General features: G+C 39.9%; 13 protein-coding genes. 3 read left to right on the top strand and 10 right to left on the bottom strand.

All coding sequences use genetic code 11. The annotated features are described in order from the left end of the window. Nucleotides 1-6: 6 nt before the first annotated feature. Nucleotides 7-768, bottom strand: coding sequence for an acetylglutamate kinase (argB, locus tag ACJJVX_RS18135; protein ID WP_054204332.1), 762 nt, complete (start codon nucleotides 766-768; stop codon nucleotides 7-9). A 6-nt stretch (nucleotides 769-774) separates the two neighbouring features. Continuing rightward, complete coding sequence (gene argC, locus ACJJVX_RS18140) at nucleotides 775-1,779, bottom strand: N-acetyl-gamma-glutamyl-phosphate reductase (protein ID WP_169326555.1); 1,005 nt, start codon at nucleotides 1,777-1,779, stop codon at nucleotides 775-777. Between the two features lie 214 nt (nucleotides 1,780-1,993). On the opposite strand from argC, the gene argE reads away from it, so the two are divergent. Continuing rightward, nucleotides 1,994-3,142, top strand: coding sequence for an acetylornithine deacetylase (gene argE / locus ACJJVX_RS18145; protein WP_054455129.1), 1,149 nt, complete (start codon nucleotides 1,994-1,996; stop codon nucleotides 3,140-3,142). A 48-nt stretch (nucleotides 3,143-3,190) separates the two neighbouring features. Here the strand turns inward: argE and panP are convergent, their stop codons facing one another. Further along, nucleotides 3,191-4,819 (bottom strand): pyridoxal-dependent aspartate 1-decarboxylase PanP, encoded by a 1,629-nt coding sequence (gene panP / locus ACJJVX_RS18150; RefSeq protein WP_064435230.1) that lies wholly within the window; start codon nucleotides 4,817-4,819, stop codon nucleotides 3,191-3,193. 271 nt (nucleotides 4,820-5,090) lie between these two features. Between panP and ACJJVX_RS18155 the strand changes: the two genes are divergently transcribed. Next, nucleotides 5,091-7,028 carry a GGDEF domain-containing protein gene (locus ACJJVX_RS18155; protein WP_054204336.1) on the top strand — a complete coding sequence of 646 codons (1,938 nt, stop codon included), beginning with the start codon at nucleotides 5,091-5,093 and terminating at the stop codon, nucleotides 7,026-7,028. On the opposite strand, the gene ACJJVX_RS18160 is transcribed toward ACJJVX_RS18155, so the two are convergent. The 5 genes from ACJJVX_RS18160 to mpl are packed head-to-tail and all read right to left on the bottom strand — an operon-like array spanning nucleotide 6,958 to nucleotide 11,305. Next, nucleotides 6,958-7,626 (bottom strand): tRNA (guanosine(46)-N(7))-methyltransferase TrmB, encoded by a 669-nt coding sequence (locus tag ACJJVX_RS18160; RefSeq protein ID WP_054204337.1) that lies wholly within the window; start codon nucleotides 7,624-7,626, stop codon nucleotides 6,958-6,960. The two genes, ACJJVX_RS18155 and ACJJVX_RS18160, sit on opposite strands and share 71 nt — an antisense overlap. Beyond that, nucleotides 7,626-8,393: an ABC transporter permease gene (locus tag ACJJVX_RS18165; protein ID WP_054204338.1), complete on the bottom strand. Its 768-nt coding sequence runs from the start codon at nucleotides 8,391-8,393 to the stop codon at nucleotides 7,626-7,628. The genes ACJJVX_RS18160 and ACJJVX_RS18165 overlap by 1 nt, the downstream gene beginning before the upstream one ends. Then, nucleotides 8,394-9,326, bottom strand: a complete 933-nt coding sequence (locus ACJJVX_RS18170; RefSeq protein WP_054204339.1) for an ABC transporter ATP-binding protein — start codon at nucleotides 9,324-9,326, stop codon at nucleotides 8,394-8,396. It abuts the gene before it with no gap. Continuing rightward, nucleotides 9,323-9,946, bottom strand: coding sequence for a flavin prenyltransferase UbiX (locus tag ACJJVX_RS18175; protein WP_054204340.1), 624 nt, complete (start codon nucleotides 9,944-9,946; stop codon nucleotides 9,323-9,325). The genes ACJJVX_RS18170 and ACJJVX_RS18175 overlap by 4 nt, the downstream gene beginning before the upstream one ends. Before the next feature lie 15 nt (nucleotides 9,947-9,961). Continuing rightward, on the bottom strand, nucleotides 9,962-11,305 hold the full coding sequence (mpl, locus tag ACJJVX_RS18180; protein WP_405632777.1) for a UDP-N-acetylmuramate:L-alanyl-gamma-D-glutamyl-meso-diaminopimelate ligase: 1,344 nt from the start codon (nucleotides 11,303-11,305) through the stop codon (nucleotides 9,962-9,964). Between the two features lie 590 nt (nucleotides 11,306-11,895). Between mpl and ACJJVX_RS18185 the strand changes: the two genes are divergently transcribed. Next, nucleotides 11,896-14,820 (top strand): TonB-dependent receptor plug domain-containing protein, encoded by a 2,925-nt coding sequence (locus ACJJVX_RS18185; RefSeq protein ID WP_405632780.1) that lies wholly within the window; start codon nucleotides 11,896-11,898, stop codon nucleotides 14,818-14,820. Between the two features lie 76 nt (nucleotides 14,821-14,896). Here the strand turns inward: ACJJVX_RS18185 and ACJJVX_RS18190 are convergent, their stop codons facing one another. Further along, a complete protein-coding gene (locus ACJJVX_RS18190) occupies nucleotides 14,897-15,982 on the bottom strand; it encodes a hypothetical protein (protein ID WP_054455118.1) in 1,086 nt (361 codons plus the stop codon). Between the two features lie 57 nt (nucleotides 15,983-16,039). After that, nucleotides 16,040-19,684, bottom strand: coding sequence for a hypothetical protein (locus ACJJVX_RS18195; RefSeq protein ID WP_405632783.1), 3,645 nt, complete (start codon nucleotides 19,682-19,684; stop codon nucleotides 16,040-16,042). Between the last annotated feature and the right edge of the window lie 40 nt (nucleotides 19,685-19,724).

Genomic DNA, 19,724 nt, shown 5'->3' on the forward strand with positions numbered 1-19,724 from the left:
AAAAACCTATGGTGTAATTTTTGTTCCGACGTGCTCACCGGCAAGTAGAGCGACTAAATTTTCTGGCTTTTGCCAGCTCGAAATATACACTCCGCGTCGTAAGTGCTGGGCAGCAAGAAGGCTGGTCTTTACTTTGACCTCCATCCCACCCAAAATTACTCCATCTGTAATCAGAGTATTGATCTGATTTGTGTCAAGTTGATGTAACGGCTGTTTATTTGCATCAAGCACTGCCTCTACATCAGTCATAAAAATAATTTCTGCATTAAGTTCTTTTGCAATTGCCGCAGCAGCTTCATCGGCATTTACGTTATACCAAAGGCCATCATCACCAAAGCCAATAGAGCTCACCAGCGGTAAGCGTCCGAGCTTTAACAACTCAGGGAGCACGCTTTGCTCACCACTTTCACAATTACCCACTTGACCAAGCGCTTTTAATTTTTGTGACGAAATAATGCCCGCTTCGTATAAACTAAGTCCGACCGGTTTATGACCCGCAATAATTGCTTGGCTCATTAATTGTTTATTCGCACAGCCTGCCAATGCCCCTACAATATAAGGCATTTGCTCTTTCGGACTGATGCGTAAGCCTTGATGTTTCGCACTGGCAAACCCCGCCTCACTCAACCAATTATCTACCAGTGAGCCTCCGCCATGAACGATGACAAATTGCGCTTGAGTTTGCGATGCCAGCGCCTCAAATAACGCTTTTGCCGCGTCTTCTGTATTGAGTACTGCACCACCGAGTTTAATGACCCATGTTTGCATTACTAATTACCCTTTTAAACCAGTGCTATGAGGTATCCCCATCGCTAAATTAATACATTGTAGTGCTTGCCCAGCAGCACCTTTTAATAAGTTATCAATGGCTGCCATTACAATCAGTTGGCACCCTTGTTGTTGCCAAGCAATATCCACAAACGGCTGCTTAGCCACCCCTTTAATTGATGGTATTTTACGACCCAGTAATCGGATCAGTGGCTCATCAACAAGCACTTGGTAGGCTTGCGTAACTTGCTCTGGCGTTACATCTGCTTTTAGTTGTACATAAATGGTTTCTAAAATACCGCGTGGAAAATTACCTAAATGCGGTGTAAATAACACTTTATGACCTAAATGTTGTTCAATTTCAGGGCTGTGCCTGTGATTAAATAATCCGTATGGCGCTAATGACACTTCACAAAAATGCGTGCCCACACTGGCTTTACGCCCTGCACCTGTAACACCTGATACGGCATTAATAATAATAGTTTGATCAGCCAATAACCCGGCTTGTTGTAATGGCTTTAACGCGTTTAATGCAGCTGTTGGATAACAACCCGCCACAGCCACAAGCTTTGCTTTTGCAATTGCTTCGCTATTCCACTCAACTAATCCGTATGCCGCTTCACTCAATAACTCTGTATGCTGATGTTCAAAGCCATAATAGGTTTGATAATCTTCATTGCTGCTTAAACGATAGCCACCTGATAAATCAAATACTTTTTTGCCCATGCTTAAAAAACGTGGCGCTAAATCAACACTCACTTTATGATCAGTACATAAACAAACAAAGTCAGCCGTATTGTCAATATCGCTAAACGCACTTTCGCTCAGCGGTAATAAAGGAGAATCTAGTAAACCTAGATGCTCAGGGTACAAGTCACTTAATAATTTACCTTTATCTAAGCTTTGCTCAGATACATAGCAACCAGCTAAGGTTAATTGTGGGTGTTTTGCGACTAAACTGGCTAATTCTGCGCCGCTATAACCACTTGCGCCAATAATCACTACTTTCATTCGTTACTCTTTTTGGTTTTTATTACTACATTTATGTTCAAATCGGGTTTAACAGTGCATAAACACACTATTTTAGGAATGAAACTGGGTTATCGTCGTTTTATATTCATTGCGTCGCTTTAATATATTTATGCTTAAAAAGTGAATTGATATTCATCATAAATACTTTTATATTGTTATGCAATTAGATTGAATACTTATTTTGGATTTTTTTATGTCATTACCGTCTTTTTTATCTATGTATCAGCAATTGATCGCTGCGCCTTCAATTAGTGCTATGGATGAGTCATTGTCTATGAGTAATAAAGGGGTGATTGATTTATTAGCCACTTGGTGTACAAGCCTTGGATTTGAATGTGAAATAACAGAATTGTCGGGCGCTAAAGGTCGTTTTAATTTACTCGCAAAACGAGGCCAAGGGGATGGCGGTTTAATGCTTGCTGGTCATACTGATACCGTGCCATTTGATGATAGCCGCTGGAACTATAATCCGTTTAAATTAAGTGAGCACGATAATAAATTATATGGATTAGGAAGCATTGATATGAAAGGTTTTTTTGCTTTTGTATTGCACGCTATCAATGAACTAGATAAAGGCGCACAAACACAGCCAATTTTGATTTTAGCCACCGCCGATGAAGAAACGACCATGGCCGGCGCGCAACAAATTTGTAAGCACTCAAATTTAAAGCCCGCCCGCTGTATTATTGGTGAGCCTACTGATATGACGCCTGTTTTCACGCATAAAGGGCATATGAGCAGTGCTATTAGAGTAGTGGGTCGTTCAGGTCACAGTTCTGATCCTGAGCGCGGCTTAAACGCCATTGAAGTAATGCATAAAGTGATTGCAAAATTATTAGTTTTAAAAGAAGAATTAAAGAATAAGTATGCAGTTGAGCATTTTGTTATTCCTTACCCTACTTTAAACTTAGGCCATATCCACGGTGGCGATAATGCAAACCGCATCTGTGGCTGCTGCGAAATGCACATTGATATGCGCCCATTGCCGGGTTTAAGCGTACAAGAATTGCAAATGATGCTGCTAAAAATGGCCGCTGAAATAAACAATCAATACCCAGATTCAGTGAGTGTGGTCGATATGCACGAGCCAATTCCCGCTTTCACCGGCAGCACTGATTCGGCATTGGTTAAACTGGCAGAAAAAATATCTGGCGAGAAAGCGGTCGCAGTTAATTACTGTACTGAAGCACCGTTTATTCAGCAATTAGGCTGTGAAACCATTGTTATGGGGCCAGGCTCTATTAATCAAGCTCACCAGCCGGATGAGTTTTTAGCGATGGAAAAAATAAAACCATCGCAAACTATTATTAGTGAAATGATTAAAGCGAGTTGCTTTAGCTAATGTACAAAGCATTAATGGTGTTAATTACATAACTAACACCATTAATTATTACTTCATATACTTAGATAAGTATTTTTTAAAGACAGGATCTGTTTTAGCCAGTTCTTTTTGCTCAGCCAAAATATCTTTTAAGATACTCTGTGATGTAAGTGGGTTAGCAAGTACCACTCTAAATACCACGGTAGGTTGATGATCATACTGAGCTGGTGTTAAACGTGTACGCGAAACGAATGAGCGCCCTGCTTCTCGTTGACGTTTTTGCATACTGGCGGTAAAACGATTTAGTGAGGCAAAAATATCTAGCCGTGTTTGCTCGTCTGCTTCTGCTATTTTTTGCTTAATTTTCTTTGGTACATAACGGTATGTTAGCAAACATAATTCAGGCTCTGAGATCAGCTCAAAATCGTCATCCGCTTTAACTAATTCAGCAAAATACTGTGCTTTTTCTATGCCTTTATCAATCAATATTTCATAGCCTTTACGGCCAATTACTCGTAAGCAAGCATGCACTAACATCGCCATACCTGGGCGACTGCCTTCGAGCGTATGGCTACCTAAGTCTTTTGAGCCTTTGCGTAAAATATATTCAGCATGATGCTCAATAGCATCCGTCGCTGTGGGGTCTTTGAATAACACGAGCCCCGCCCCCATTGGCACATACATTTGTTTATGCGCATCAATAGTAATTGAATCTGCTCGCTCAATACCTTTTAGAAGTGATCGGTGAGTTTGCGATAATAAAGTTGCCCCACCCCAGGCAGCATCTACATGAAAATGACAGTTAAGCTCTGCACTTAAATCAGCCATGGCATCAAGTGGATCAATATTGCCGGTTTCAGTAGTGCCCGCTACGCCTACTATGGCCATCACTTTTATGCCTCGCGCTTCTAACTCATGTGCTTTCGCGCGCATTGCATCAACATCGACCTTATTGTTATCAGCCGTTTTAATGGCTATAAAGTTATCACGACCAATACCTAATAAATCAGCTGATTTACCCAATGAATAATGGCCACGCTCAGAAATCAATACCGCTAAGCCTTTATAACCATAATGCAGCATGGCACTAATTAAACCCTGTGTACCAATCCCTTTAAATTCCCCATCCGCTTTAAGCAAACGGTTACGGGCAATCCACAACGCGGTAATATTTGCAATTGTGCCACCAGAGCAAAATGCACCGAGTGATGTTTTAGCACTGTGCATCCATTTACTATAAAAACCGTCATCTTGCCCGTATGCTAAATGATGCATCATGCCAAGTACTTGGCGTTCAAGGGGAGTAAATGCTTTGGAGGTTTCAATTTTTACCAGGTTTTGATTAAGGCCCACCATCAACTTAGATAGTGGCAGCACAAAATGCGGTAGCGCTGAAGTCATATGGCCAATAAAGCTTGGCGCGGCTGTATGCACTGAATGAGCAACAAGTTGCTCCATAATGTCCTGCGCATAAGCTGAAACAAAAGTTGGATCTTCTGGGATCACCGCTGATTGAAAATCTTTTTCAATTTCATGCAATGGCTTTTCAATTGCCGCAATGTTCTCATTCAAAAAACCTGCTAAGTTGCTCGAAATCTCAAGTTCGATTTTACTCAAAGTTGAGTCAGGTGCTTCAGGCACGGTAAATATACGCATCAGAGTTTCTTTAGAGGCGACGGCACAACGCTTTTGATCCATCTTTATACCCAGTAAATGTAGCTTTCTTTTATCCAAAGACCCAATTAAAGGCCCTTAGCATAAACAACGCCAGCTACAATGATTCTACGAAATGCGTTAACTTTACTGCAATAGAGTAGTAATGTCTCGTATAAAGCCATAAAAGCAGTCAATTGCATGACAAATTAATGATAAATTGATTAATATTTGCTGCTAAAATGCGCCGTAATTTATTTATAGCTGAGACAGCCATTTTTTGTATAATGGTGTAGCGACCACAAAAGAGGCACACATGATAAAAGGAAGTATACGAACCAAATGGATAATGGCCGGTTTTGTCGTTTTTGTTATCAGCTTACTTGCTTACGTTTACTACACATACCACAGCACGCGTAATGATATTATGCAAAGTGTTGATACTCGTTTGCTTAATGCGGCACTAAGCGTAAAGCATATATTGGGTGATGATTATCATCGTCAACTCAATGCGGGGCTACATGTCAGCCGCAGCGAATATCAACAAAAAAGTCGCCAACTATCAGAGTTTGCCAATACTCTCGATATTGCCTATGTTTACGCGATGATTTTAAAAGATGGACAAGTCCATTTCAGCGCCTCAAGTTATACCCAAAAGGATCAAAATACCGGGAAAGTAACACAGCTTCTTGACCTCTATCCTGAAGCAACCGATGCTAATAAAGGCGCTTTTTATTCTACTGAACCTATATTCGAAATATCAAAAGATCAATGGGGCCACTTTAAAACAATCTTTATTCCTTTTGTTGATAGTAATGGTGTTACTTATATTACTGGTGCCGATATTACTATTTATGACCTAAATCAACGTCTACAGTTAAGTGCTTCAAAAGCAGCTGCTATGGCTAGCTTTTTCTTTTTCATTGCGTTATTGGTTGCTGGCATTTATATATTTTTATTAAAGCGTGCCATATCGACTGATTCAGCTAGTGGTTTTGCCAATCATATTGCGCTTGAATATTTCATCAAAAAATCACCACTTCACCATATGCAACTTGCTGTTATCTGGGTCAATGAAATAGAAGATATAAATAGCTTTTATGGCACCGAAGTTGGCGACAGAGTAATGAAAAACCTGTTAGAGCACTTTAATAAACGCCGGCCAACCGACAGCCGAATATTTCGTTTAGCAACGAATAAGATTGTTCTACTTACTTCATTCGATGATAATAACAACAGCTTTGTTAACATTATTGAAGAGTATAATTGCAGCACCCCACTACTTACTAACCCATTTATTTATATTACTTTATGCGCTGGTATCGCTAACGGCAATAAATCTATGCTACTTGAGAATGCCCACATTGCCGCACTACAAGCAAAGCAAGGGCGTCATACTGTTGTTAATTACTCAAAAGCTCTACATGATGTAAAAAGCCAATACCAATACAATGTTGAAATGGCAAAAGAAGTTAGAGAGGCCTTTGAAAACAACCGCATTGTTCCCTATTTTCAAGCAATCTATGACAGTACGCATAACAAAATAATCCAATATGAATGCTTAGCTCGGATGATTACTTGCCAAGGTGAAATATTAAAACCTGACGCATTTTTAAATGTTGTAAACCGCTCGCGCATGGACGGCATGTTAACGCGATCTATGCTGACGCAATGCTTTGAACGATTCCGAAAAACCAGTATATGCTGGAGTATAAATATTACCGCCCAAGATATGCTTGACCCCGGTTTAAGTGAGTTTTTAGAAAGTGAACTAAAACGTTATCCTCAACCTAGAAATATCACCTTAGAGTTACTCGAAACAGAAGCTATCGCTAACTTTTCTGAAGTTAAAGCGTTTATTGCAATGGTTAGGCAACGAGGCGTAAAGGTCTTCATTGATGATTTTGGTACTGGGTATTCTAATATATCTAATGTCTTAAAATTAGAAGTTGATGGCATTAAACTAGACGGTACATTGATCAGACAAATAATTCACGATAAAGATATATATCTCTATATTGAGCACATTGCCAGCTTTTCAAAGCAACTAAACTTACAACTGATTGCTGAATGGGTAGAGAATAAAGCGATTGTCGATGCCTTGTTAAAGGCAAATGTGACGCTGATGCAAGGTTATTACTTTGCCGAACCAGCGCCACAAATAAGTAGTCGTTTAAAAAAGACTATAACAGCGCAATCACTAATCGGTGGCTCTGCTGAGAGCTCGCCCAATACTTTCTCTCAAACGGAGTAATGGCGGTATCGCTACTAAATAGTTCTACCTCACAATGCTGCCCAGTTAACTGTAATGCTTGAGCAAACTCTTTTACGTAGATATCCCAGTTACTGCGAACTTCGAGTAACCCGCCTAACTTAACGATGAATGGGAAGATAGCAGCGCCGTGCCAACGCCGTTGAATATGCTTAGCTTTAGGCCATGGATTTGGATACAACAAATAATGGTGCGTTGGCTGCCAATTGGCAGCGACAGCTAAACGCCAAAAATCATTAAGGTCAGCTTGCACTAAAATATACTGGCCCGAGTCTGTTTGCTTGTATTCAATGTCATGCTTATCTAAACGATGTGATGACTTATCAATACCTATCACTAACGCATCTGGGTGACGCTTTGCTAAATTAGCAGTGCTTTCGCCTACGCCACAACACGAATCTAAAATAATGGGCCCAGCAAAAGCCTGCACTTTTTCATTTACTTGATCAAATGCCATTTGCGTATGCGCTGCAATGGGTTTTTTAAACTCAGCAGTTAAATGTTTATTAACTATCTCATCCAGCTTTTCATGCAAGCCTTGTTGATTAGATACAATACTTCGTGAATTTGCATCACTCATTAGTGTCTTAACCCCACACCTTTTTTAATTAACGTCAACGCGACTGTAAATAGTGCTGTAATAAATAACAACAACACACCAAATGCAACAGATAAATCAACATCTGATACGCCTAAAAAGCCATACCTAAAGGCATTAACCATATAAATAATTGGGTTAATCTGCGATACCCCCTGCCAAAATTCTGGTAATAACGTGATTGAGTAAAATACCCCACCTAAATAAGTCAGCGGTGTTAGAACAAAGGTAGGAATAATACTAATATCGTCAAAGCTATTCGCGTAAATAGCATTAATCAGACCACCTAATGCAAATACCGCTGATGTTAATATTACCGTCGCTATGATCACAAATACGTTATGGATTTGAATATCAACAAATAACAAAGATACACACGTAACAATTAACCCCACCAGCATACCACGCGTCATACCGCCGCCCATGTAACCCAGCACAATGATATAATTAGGCACTGGTGCGACTAATAGCTCTTCAATACTTTTTTGAAACTTGGTTGAATAAAAACTTGAAGCCACATTAGAGTAGGAGTTAGTGATCACCGACATCATGATTAGACCAGGAACAATAAACTCCATATAGCTAAAACCGCCCATATCACCGATACGAGAGCCTATTAAATTACCAAAAATCACAAAATATAAACTCATGGTAATCGCAGGTGGCACTAAGGTTTGAATCCAAATACGTAAAAATCGAATGCATTCTTTAAACCATAAACTTTTTAAGGCTACGCCATATTTAAACATCTACTTGCCCCGCCCTTGTTCTAGTAAACCGACAAACAACTCTTCTAACCTGTTCGCTTTATTACGCATACTAAGTACGGTATTACCCTGCTCAGTTAATGCTGTAAATACCGCATTCAAACCTTGTGATTTTGCCACTTCTACTTCAATGGTATGATCATCAGCCATTGTAAATTTATAGCCATCAAGCGTGACTGTAACCGGCTGTACAGGTTGTTTTAAATCCAGAATAAACGTTTCTTTATCTAATTTGGCAAGCAATGCTTTAATCGTGGTATTTTCAACGATAATACCTGAGTCAATAATAGCGATATTTTTACACAATAATTCAGCTTCTTCTAAATAATGTGTCGTAAGGATAATCGTTACACCTTGCTCATTAATTTGGCGTAAAAAATCCCACATAGAACGGCGCAGCTCAATATCAACACCCGCTGTTGGCTCATCTAAAATAAGCAGTTTTGGTTCATGCATTAACGCACGGGCAATCATTAACCTACGCTTCATACCGCCCGATAAAGTACGCGCTTGTTTGTCTTTTTTCTCGAGTAAGCCTAATTGTGCTAAGTATTTATCAGCTCGCTGATGGGCTAATTTTCGCGGCACACCATAGTAACCGGCTTGATTAACTAATATTTGTGTAAGGGTTTCAAACTGGCTAAAGTTAAATTCTTGCGGTACAAGACCAAGCTGCGATTTAGCGGCTTCTAAATCGGTATCAATGTTATGACCAAATACTTCCACTTTGCCTTGGCTTTTATTAACCAATGACGAAATCACGCCTATGGTCGTTGATTTACCCGCGCCATTAGGCCCAAGTAATGCAAAAAAATCGCCTTCATACACTTGCAGATCAATGCCTTTGACTGCTTCAACACCATTTTTATAAACCTTAGTAAGGCCTTCAATATTCAAAGCAAGTGCTTTACTCATGATTTCCCTTCCCCATAACCCCAACGCTTAGTGAGGGTATGTTCAATATTTAAATGATCTAGAATACGCGCAACCATAAAGTCAACTAAGTCATTAATGGTTTGTGGCTGATGATAAAAACCTGGTGCCGCAGGCATTATGGTCACCCCAAGCTTGGCGAGTTTTAGCATGTTCTCAAGATGAATTTCACTAAATGGTGTTTCTCGTGGCACTAAAATTAACTGACCGCGCTCTTTAATCACTACATCTGCTGCACGCTCTAATAGATTATCTGACGCCCCCATTGCAATCGCAGAGACTGACCCTGCGCTACACGGGCATACAACCATTTTTTTCGGTGCGGCAGAGCCTGACGCTACCGGGCTAAACCAGTTATCTTTACCAAATACTTGTAACTGACCTGCTGGTGCATTAAATAATGTACTTAATTGCTCGGTCGCCTTATCTTCATTACCTGATAACTTTATGTTTGATTCAGTATCAAGTACTACACGAGCAGCACTTGAGATCAACACATACACGCGAAACTGCTGCGCGAGCAATACTTCAAGTAATCGTAAGCCATATGGCGCACCTGACGCGCCACTAAAGGCAAGCGTAATGGTTTCTTTATATTGCACTGTCGCTCCGGTTTATTACTGTATAAATTTATGCTGCAAAGCGGTAATTAACTTATCATGAAGGCCGTTAAAGCCGCCATTGCTCATGATTAAAATATGTTGTTGTGGCTGAGCGCTTGCAACGACTTGCTCAATGATCTCATTGATATTGCTTAAGCATACCATTTTTGCTTGTTCGCTTAATGACCATGCTAAATTTTCAGGCTCAAATAGATACACATCATTAGCATCGACTAACGACGCTAATAAGGTATGTTGATGCACACCCATTTTCATAGTGTTTGAACGCGGCTCGAGTATAGCGATAATTTTTTCATCACCCACTTTTGCGCGCAGCCCTGCAAGTGTTGTAGTGATAGCCGTAGGGTGATGAGCAAAATCGTCATACACTTTAATATTGGCAATATCCGCTTTAAGCTCCATTCTGCGTTTTGGGCTAATAAACTCTCCTAACCCCGCAATACTATGCGGGATAGCAATACCTACATGACGCGCGGCAGCAATTGCCATAATCGCGTTTTTCACATTGTGCTCACCAAACGCTTGCCATTTTACAGTGCCTTGACTCTGATCATTAAGTAACACAGTAAACTCGCTACCATCAGCCTTGATAAGCTGATAGTCCCAATCTGCGCCGAGTGTTTCACTTTCACTCCAACAGCCTTGCTTTACCACAGCTTGCAATGCGTTATCTTGCTGGGGCCAAATTACTTTGCCACTACTTGGTAGAGTACGCATCAAATGATGAAATTGTTTTTTAATGGCGTTTAAATCGTCGAAAATATCCGCATGATCAAATTCAAGGTTATTTAAAATAAGCGTGCGTGGTAGGTAGTGAACAAACTTGCTGCGCTTATCAAAAAATGCAGTGTCGTACTCATCGGCTTCAATAACAAAAAATGGCGTTTCGCCAACTCGGGCAGACAAGCCAAAATTTTGCACAATGCCACCGATTAAAAAACCCGGCTTTAAACCTGCATACTCTAAAATCCAGGCCAGCATACTTGCGGTAGTGGTTTTACCGTGAGTACCTGCAACAGCCAGTACCCATGAATTTTGCAGCAAATTATGCTTCAACCATTCAGGGCCAGAGGTATAAGGTAGCCCTTTATCTAATACATATTCAACACATGGGTTACCGCGACTCATTGCATTACCAATCACAACCATGTCTGGCGCAGGGTCTAACTGAGAGACATCATAGCCCTGCATTAATTTAATACCTAGCTCTTCGAGTTGTGTGCTCATTGGTGGATACACGTTTAGATCTGAGCCCGTTACAGTATGCCCAAGCGACTTAGCAATCGCCGCAATACCGCCCATAAAAGTGCCACAAATACCTAAAATATGAATATGCATATTATTCCTTTGCCGCTAAAAATAGCTTATGCAGCACTAAAAAAGAGATAAAAAATGAAGCTGACATAATGCCAAAAATAGTGCTCAGTTACCATTACCATCTAACACAACACTTGTGCTAGATGGTAACTAATAGCATATAAACTAAAAAGTTCCCCTACTCTTGCTCAACTGCTCAAATATCACTCGTCACTTTTTGAGCAAAATTAACATTGCAGTTCAATTTTAAAGCAAAGTTATTGACGTACAATTGCAAAATAGTTAATTGTAAAATATAAAAACAACTTAATAAATTACAAAAAGTAAATGTGTAAATCTATGATTACAAATAATATTAATAAAAAACAATGTAATACCAACATATACCCACAATAAAAACAAAAAGCACTTTTTAGCAACAAAACTCACATTCGCCACATAAAAGACTCCATTTAGGGACTGTGATAAAACATAGCGCTAAATTACATTTGGTTACATTGAAAGGCATATATTTAACGTCAAAGTTAATATGGCTAACAATGTTGACCCTTTGCAAGTTCAATCAAGTTTAATTGCCCTGCGGGCAAACCTTGTCAAAATAAAAAGGTGTTATGTTGAAAAAATTAAATCTTATTACAGCAGCAGTTAACGCAGTATTAATTACTGGCACAATTGGCGCATCAAGTGCATTTGCACAAGAAGCTACTGACGTAAAACCCGTTGAGCGCATTCAAGTAACAGGGTCAAAAATAAAACGTTTTAATTTGACCTCTCCAACTCCTGTTACTGTGATAAGCGGTGTTGAGCTAGAAAACCAAGGTATCACCAATGTAAATGATTTACTTGCTGACATGCCGCAAGCGACTGTTGGCCTTTCACCAGAGACAACAACCAATTCAATTTACGCGTCAGGCTTAAATACTACTGACCTTCGCGGTTTAGGCTCAGAACGCACATTGGTGCTTGTTAATGGTCGTCGCTTTGTTCCAGGCTCTATTGGCGACACCGCTGTTGATTTAAATAACATTCCAACGACGATGATCGAACGCATTGAAATTGCAACCGGTGGTGCTGCAGCTGTATATGGCGCTGACGCTGTTGCCGGTGTTGTAAATATCATCACTAAAAAATCAATGGACGGTATTGAGCTTGACGTTTCAACTGTTCGCCCTGAGCAAAGTGGTGGTGAGCAAAATAACTTCTCTATCACCGGTGGTATGGAAGGTGATAAATTATCGTTCATTGCATCAGTTAACTACACTGAGAATAAAAGTTACGGCAAGCTAAGTCGTGACTTTTACCGAAACCCAGTTAACACATATATTAATCCTGCCAATTTAAATGGTACAGATGGTATTCCTGAGCGTATTATTTTAGGTAGACCTACAGGCCTTGCTTATTATTCTGAAGGCGGTGATTTCTTCTCAAAAGGTGCCTTTACAGATGATGGTTACAACAACCACCACTATACCTTTGATGAAAATGGAAATATTCGTCCTTTTCAGATGGGCTCTGGTCGCATCCCAAATCCAAACCAAGCATTGATTGATCACGAGAACAAGCTTGCAAATCCATCAAATAGCTATTTTGAAGGCGGCAATGGTGACGGCGTATTTGGTCATGGTTATAAAAGCTACTTTCAAACTCCTTTAGAGCGCCTTATTGCTTCTGCTTACGGTACTTATCAACTAAATGATGATCATACATTAACGTTTGACTTTACTTACTCAAACACTGAATCGACTACTGAAAGTACACCGGCTTTCTTCCGTCATACTATTCGCCGTGATAATGCATTTGTAAAAAATGACATGGCTAAGTTAATGGATGATAACGAACTAAAATCAGTCACTCTTCGTCAAGCCAATGAAAATCTATGGGGCGACCGCGCATATAACCAAGAGCGTGAAGTGTTCCGTACCTCTATTGGCGTTGAAGGCATCATAAGCGATGATTGGGGCTATTCAACATATGCGCAGTTTGGTCGTATTGAGCAAGACACACTGTGGACTGGTGAAGTATTAACGCAAAATCTAGCAAACTCTATTGATGCCGTTGAATATCAAGGTAATGTTGTTTGTGCTAAACGTAATGATGATGGCGAAGTAATTGGCGCAATTGAAGGCTGTACACCATTTAATACTATGGGGGCTACATCAGCAACGCAAGCACAAGTAGATTATATTGGTACTACCGCAACCCGCTTTGCACAACACGACCAAGTTGTTTTTGCATTAACTGTAGACGGTTCACTTTTTGAACTTCCAGCTGGTTACGTTGCAGCCGCATTCACCGCAGAGCACCGTCGTGAATCAGCAACTACAACACCATCTGAGAATATGCAAAAAGGCTTAATCTTTGGTAATTCAAGCTTACCAATGGATGGCGAAATTGATGTCAATGAGTTATCAGCTGAGATTTCCATCCCGTTACTAGAGGATGTATTTCTAGCAACTGACTTAACATTTGAAACAGCTTTACGTTACATGGACTACTCAGTCACCGGTGAAGATAATGCATGGAAATTGGCGCTTAACTGGGGTGTAACAGATGAACTTCGCGTTCGTTTAAATCGCTCTAAATCAGTGCGTGCACCAAATATAGGTGATTTATTTACACCTAACTCAAAAACATTTAGCTCAGGCCGCGCGGATGTCTGTAGAGCTGACTCAATTGCTACATCAGGTAGTAAGTATAAAGCAAACGTAATTAAAAACTGTCAAGCAGCAGGTTTAGCTGAAGGATGGAAACCTTCGGACGCATGGCTAGCAGCCGGCAGCTTACCGGGCTATATTCAGGGTAACCAAAACCTTAAAAATGAGACATCTAACGATTACACCGTTGGTGTAATTTATACTCCTGAGTTTGTTGAAGGTTTAGATCTAACTCTTGATTATTGGTCATTCGAAGTGGAAGGCGCCATTGAGTATTTTGGCCGTAATAGTGTTGAACTATGTTATGAGTCATCATCTTTAGATAACCCTTTCTGTAGTAACGTTGTGCGTAATGAAAAAACGGGTGAAATTGAAAACTTCTTCACTCGCCCAATTAATGCCGCTGTTATTAATAAAAAAGGTGTTGATGTTGAATCAGCATACCGTACTGAGTTGTTCTCTGGTGACTTAGCACTAAAATTAACTGCAACCTACCTAATTGACGACAACAGTAACTCAACTGGTCGTGCTGAAGATTTTCGTAGTGATGTAGGTGAAATAGCCTCTCCACGTTGGAAAGGTCGTTTTAATGCTGTGTACTCACATGATGACTCAGCTTACGTATTAACAATGAATTATCGTCATGCAACTGTTAATGACAACGACTGGAGCATTGAACAGAATAACTATAATGATATCCCATCTTACACGACGTTTGATTTTATGTATAAAACAAACATCTTAGATGAGCTACAATTACGTGTAGGTGTTAACAACATTCTAGACCGTGAACCACCACGTAATCCGTTCACTTACGATGATGGTGAGTTCTTTGACGTGAAAGGACGCCGTATATCACTAGGTGCTAAATACACGTTCTAATTTAAACGTGTTTTAGAGCAATAAAAAACGCCTTACTCGTCGAGTAAGGCGTTTTATTTTAATCACAGCAAGCTTATTAAAATAAGATGCTTATACGCGCAGCTAACGATAACTGCATCGCTTTATTCGGGTTTAACTTATCCATGGCAAGCGAAAAATCAAACCACTCACTTTCATAACCCAGTTTAGGTACTAAGTTAACAGGGTCTATAAGTAGTTTAATCTGGCTTTCTCCCCAGGGCAGCTGAACACCAAGCTGTACAAAATTGATATCACCTTGACGGAGTAAGTTGGCAACATAACTCAGCTCTCGCTGTTTATATGACAACTCAATAGCAACGTGTTCTGGGATCCTAAAATCATGTTCACTTTCTCCCTCAAATCCTTTTAGGAGTGGGCGAAAACTACTAAACCCTTGGTTATCAACAAAACTACCTTTTGTATTAATATTGGCACGCGTAAAACCGACATTATCAACTGTAAATTGGTTATAAATATCAATAAAACTTGCGCGAACTAACACATTTTCCCATGGCATAAACTCTGTGAATACATCAAATGAATAACCACTGCCACTGTTATCCCACCCTCCATTATTTGGACGTTTTAAAAAGTTATTGTGCGTGTAGTACTCTTGGTAATTTAACTCGCCTAATAAACTATTATCTTCGCGACCTTGAACATTGCCGCTCACGAATGAGTGCCTAAAATAATCAACCCCCCAGTAACTCCCTTTTACACCAAGTAGAAATAATTCGAACTGATGTTCAAATGTAATACCAAGCCCTTTACTTCGGTTTGCAAAGTAGTCTAGTTTAGCCTGGTAGTTTTCTTTGCTCAGTAAGGGCGTTTTATTACTTTCTTGATAGTAGCCTAAAGCAGTGTCAGGGTTACTTTTTACAAAGTAGTCCAACCGCTGCTCTATATGAAAAGTAAATTGCTGCCAATCACTCGGCTGATAACTTAAGCCAATCCGCGTTTGTGAAAAACCGTTGTCTGCGTCGGTTTTTGGTGGTGTTTGCCATTCATCTTTAGCAAGCTCCAAAACAGGCGCTATATTGCTAAAGCTATTTGAATATACATAGGTTGATACTTCATGCTGCGCAATTACATGCATTGAACTAAACAATAAAGTACAACTAAAAAAACTCTTAATGTTCATTTTTTATTTCTTATAAAAAAGGCCAGCTAAAGCTGGCCCAGACTCACAATAAGCTAACTATAAACTTTCAACTGTACCATTAGTATAAACAATCAGAACAAGCCCTTCTCGCTTAACTATTTCAGCTGCCTTTTCATCACCAACCATAATAGTTCCTAACACTTGCTCTGCTGTATCACCACCGTCAGATTCAGCTAACATCAAAGTCACATTTTCAGCGTTCACTGCAGATAAGGTTTCAAGTTTAGTATCATATTTGACCATGAAACTTCGTTGTTTATCGCTATTAGGAAGCTGATACTTCACATCAAGAGCCAGCTTACCATCATCAAGGTCCGTTCTTTCGCCGCTCAAATTTAAATCAAGATTATATTCACCGACCTTGACCTGCACATTAAGTGCAGCATTGATATCTAAGAATGTATCTTCATCTTCAACAACCGTTCCAAGTTCAGGTTGAGCCAAATACATATCGATTTTATATTCACCATCGACAGCCCAATCCATGTGTTCAGGTCTTGTAAAATCAGCTGCAACTTTACCTAAACCATCAACATACCCATAGAAAGTGCGTGCTTGGAATGAATCGCCTTCATTAGGCTGTGGTAGCCACGGCCCTCTGAAACCACCAATTTGAGCAGTAAAAACATCAACAGCTGTAAACGTTGCAAAATTACTGTTAATACCAAAGCTGCCAATCTCACTATCATAACGAATCGCTGAAGCTAACGACTCATATTCACCGCAATAGGATTCATAGGTATCAAAATCTATTAATTGGCCGCTACCATCAACGTATTCACCCGCTTCGTTGCTAAAAACAGCTCCATAACATTGATAATGATCAGCTATTTGATCAGCATTGGTATCTATTGGACGATAAAGTTGACCCATTTGGAGAGTCGGTTGTTGATTATAAGAACGCCATGAAGCCACCAATAACTCATCACCTAGAGCCGTTGCTTTGCTCGATGATACCAATTGTGATTGAGTTGACTCGCCACCTGAATAGGTTCGCGTGCTGTTAACGCTAACATTGAACTCATCGGTGCGCACTACGCTAACAACATCTTGGCTACTACTACCCTCCACTGTAGCTGTCAGGTTATTGGCGTTATTGCTAACACCTATAGTCAACAATTCATCTAAGATTGGCGATACAAGGTAAGCATCTAAATCTACGTTAGCCCCGGCGCTGATCTGAGCGTCATCATTAATTAAACGATAATCTCCTTCACCACCAACAGCAACGCCAAACCCACCGTTTAATTCGTTATTAAAGTAATCACTGATATTATTCAATGTGGCAGGATCTGCGTTTATTCTAATTAGTAAGTTATTAACGGCCTCATCATAGCTAAAAAATTCATTTTGACTGCGAAAGAAATGAAGTTCATCAACGTTAACTTCATTTCCGCTTTTTGTGGTCAATACACCATCACGATAATCTGTAAAGTATTGATAAGTCTGCCTAATAACAAATAACTGTGAAGATTCAGATTGCTCTATGTATTCAACAAAACCGTAGGTCTGATCATTATTGGTATTATGAAAATTGTAGTAATAATACTGCACCCCATCAAAAGTGAATACTTCGCGCTTAAATTCACCTTGGAAGTAACCTTCAATATCGGTGGTTCGCTGCGCTTCAATTTTCCAGTTGCCAGCTTGCTCACTCGTTTTGCTATAAGTATAGTCGGTTACAGTTTCATCATTATTAACAGAAAGTGATAGCTGTGAATTCGCTTCGTTCACAACAACAGCTGCAATATCTTCTTTTAACTTACCAAAACCCTTGAGTTCTGGCGGTGTATAAGCCGCTAAATCTTTAATATTAACTGTCGCGGTTGCTTTGATCATTTCACCTTGTAGTGATGAAAACTCTCCACTTAAGCTAACCATTTTTGGTAAGATAAGTGTGTCTTGCTCTAATGTATAATCCCATGCAGTTTCTGCATCATAGTTAGAAGTATCCGCGCTATAAACATTGACAGGTAAGAGCTCTCCCGTGAGCGCCCCTTTAAAACTAATTGGGTTAGTCACTGTCTCTGTCGACTTTTGTGCCAGTTCAACAGTTAGGCTCAGTTCTCCTTTAATCGGCTCTGCATCCACATCGCCCGCTTCAATTTGCGCGCGTGTTACAGCACGGTCTAAACTGATTGTTGCATGACTACCCTGTGTAATCTCAAATTTAACTGCATCATTTTCAGCCATACCAGACAGCGCTAATTGATATTGCTGATTATCTTGTAACGCATTGATCGCGATATCAAGTGTCAGTGACTCTGTACCTGCCGCTGCGGTTACTTTAAACGTTAGATTTTCTTCATCAAGTATGACTGTACCTGTGCCACCTGTTGATAAGTAATCTTTTAAATCAAACATAGTTGCTGAATTATCAGTTTCTTGTCTTTGTTGATTAATTTGTGTAATTGCCTCTATTACATCGCTTAATAACGCAAAGCTATCACCCTGCTCTGCAACCATATCTCCTGCAGACTCAACTAAAGAAACAAACTTTTCACCTTCAGATTCAAAGTCTGCTCCTGACGATTTAGTAACATCAAATAGATTAGCAAACAGGCGAATATCATTAACCATAGCCGCGGCTTTTGCGATAGCATCACCTTGTGTTTGATCGCTAACTTTGCCTTTAATACGACCGCTGTCGCCCGCTTCTGCGGCCTTAGCCTTTTTTTCGTTTACGAGATTTGTTACTAACTGTTCAAGCGCATCTAAACCACTTAACTCTGTAACTAATTGAGGGTCTTTTTTTATTATTTCAATTAATTGCAATGTAGCTTGCTCAGCACCAGACAAAACATCTTCGACTGAAAATTCAAACTCGTCATCATCATCTGCTGCATTAGTAACTAAAATACCGCCATCAGCGGCGACTAAATCAGTAATTGCTGAGCTCAATTTAGCACTTACGTTATCTGTCCCAGCATCAGAGTATAATGCGTTTGCAATACCAGCATTGATCAACGCATAACGTACTGCAGAGATATTCTCTTCATTTAAAATCGCTGAAGGATTTTCAATTGCGGTAGGCGCTAATGAATTTAATGCTCCGATCAGACCAAATACATTCGCAATTTGAGAATGTGCATCACTTATTGTTTGCTCAGTAATTGCACCACGACTTTGCGCAAGCTCAGTGGCAATATGCGTTAGTGGAGTGATGTTAGATGTGTTCTCGCTATTACTTTCACCTTGCGGCAGGTTTAATATCGATGTAAGTGAAAACTCAGGATCTTGAACCGTTAAGTTAACGTCATCACCATAAGCTATCGTTTGATCTGCTTCATTTTTCCCACAACCTACGGGGGCATCACATACCATAATTGTCGGTGATGCGGTGTCTTGACTGGCTGATACTTTAACTTTAACAAGCCCTGCAACACCCTTCAACGAAACACTATAGTGACCCGTTTCATCTGTAACTAAACTAGAATCTCCAAGCTCATCAGCCGTCAATTCAATGGTTTCACCGTTTTCATATTTATAAAATGTCAGCTGTGCATTCTTTAATGTCCCTTTAGAAGCCACGCCTTTTACTTGTGCTTCACTTACAACTGGGGTGACCGGATCGGTAACAACAGGATCCGTTATTTCTGGTTTTTTATTGTCTGAAGACCCTCCACACCCTGATAGAACAGCAACTACACTTAATGCTAACAATGATTTTTTAAATTCCATTTGTATCCCTTTTATAATCAATTATTAAAAACCACTTCAG

The organism is Pseudoalteromonas sp. Ld20 (assembly GCF_045064175.1).
Lineage (GTDB): Bacteria > Pseudomonadota > Gammaproteobacteria > Enterobacterales > Alteromonadaceae > Pseudoalteromonas > Pseudoalteromonas neustonica.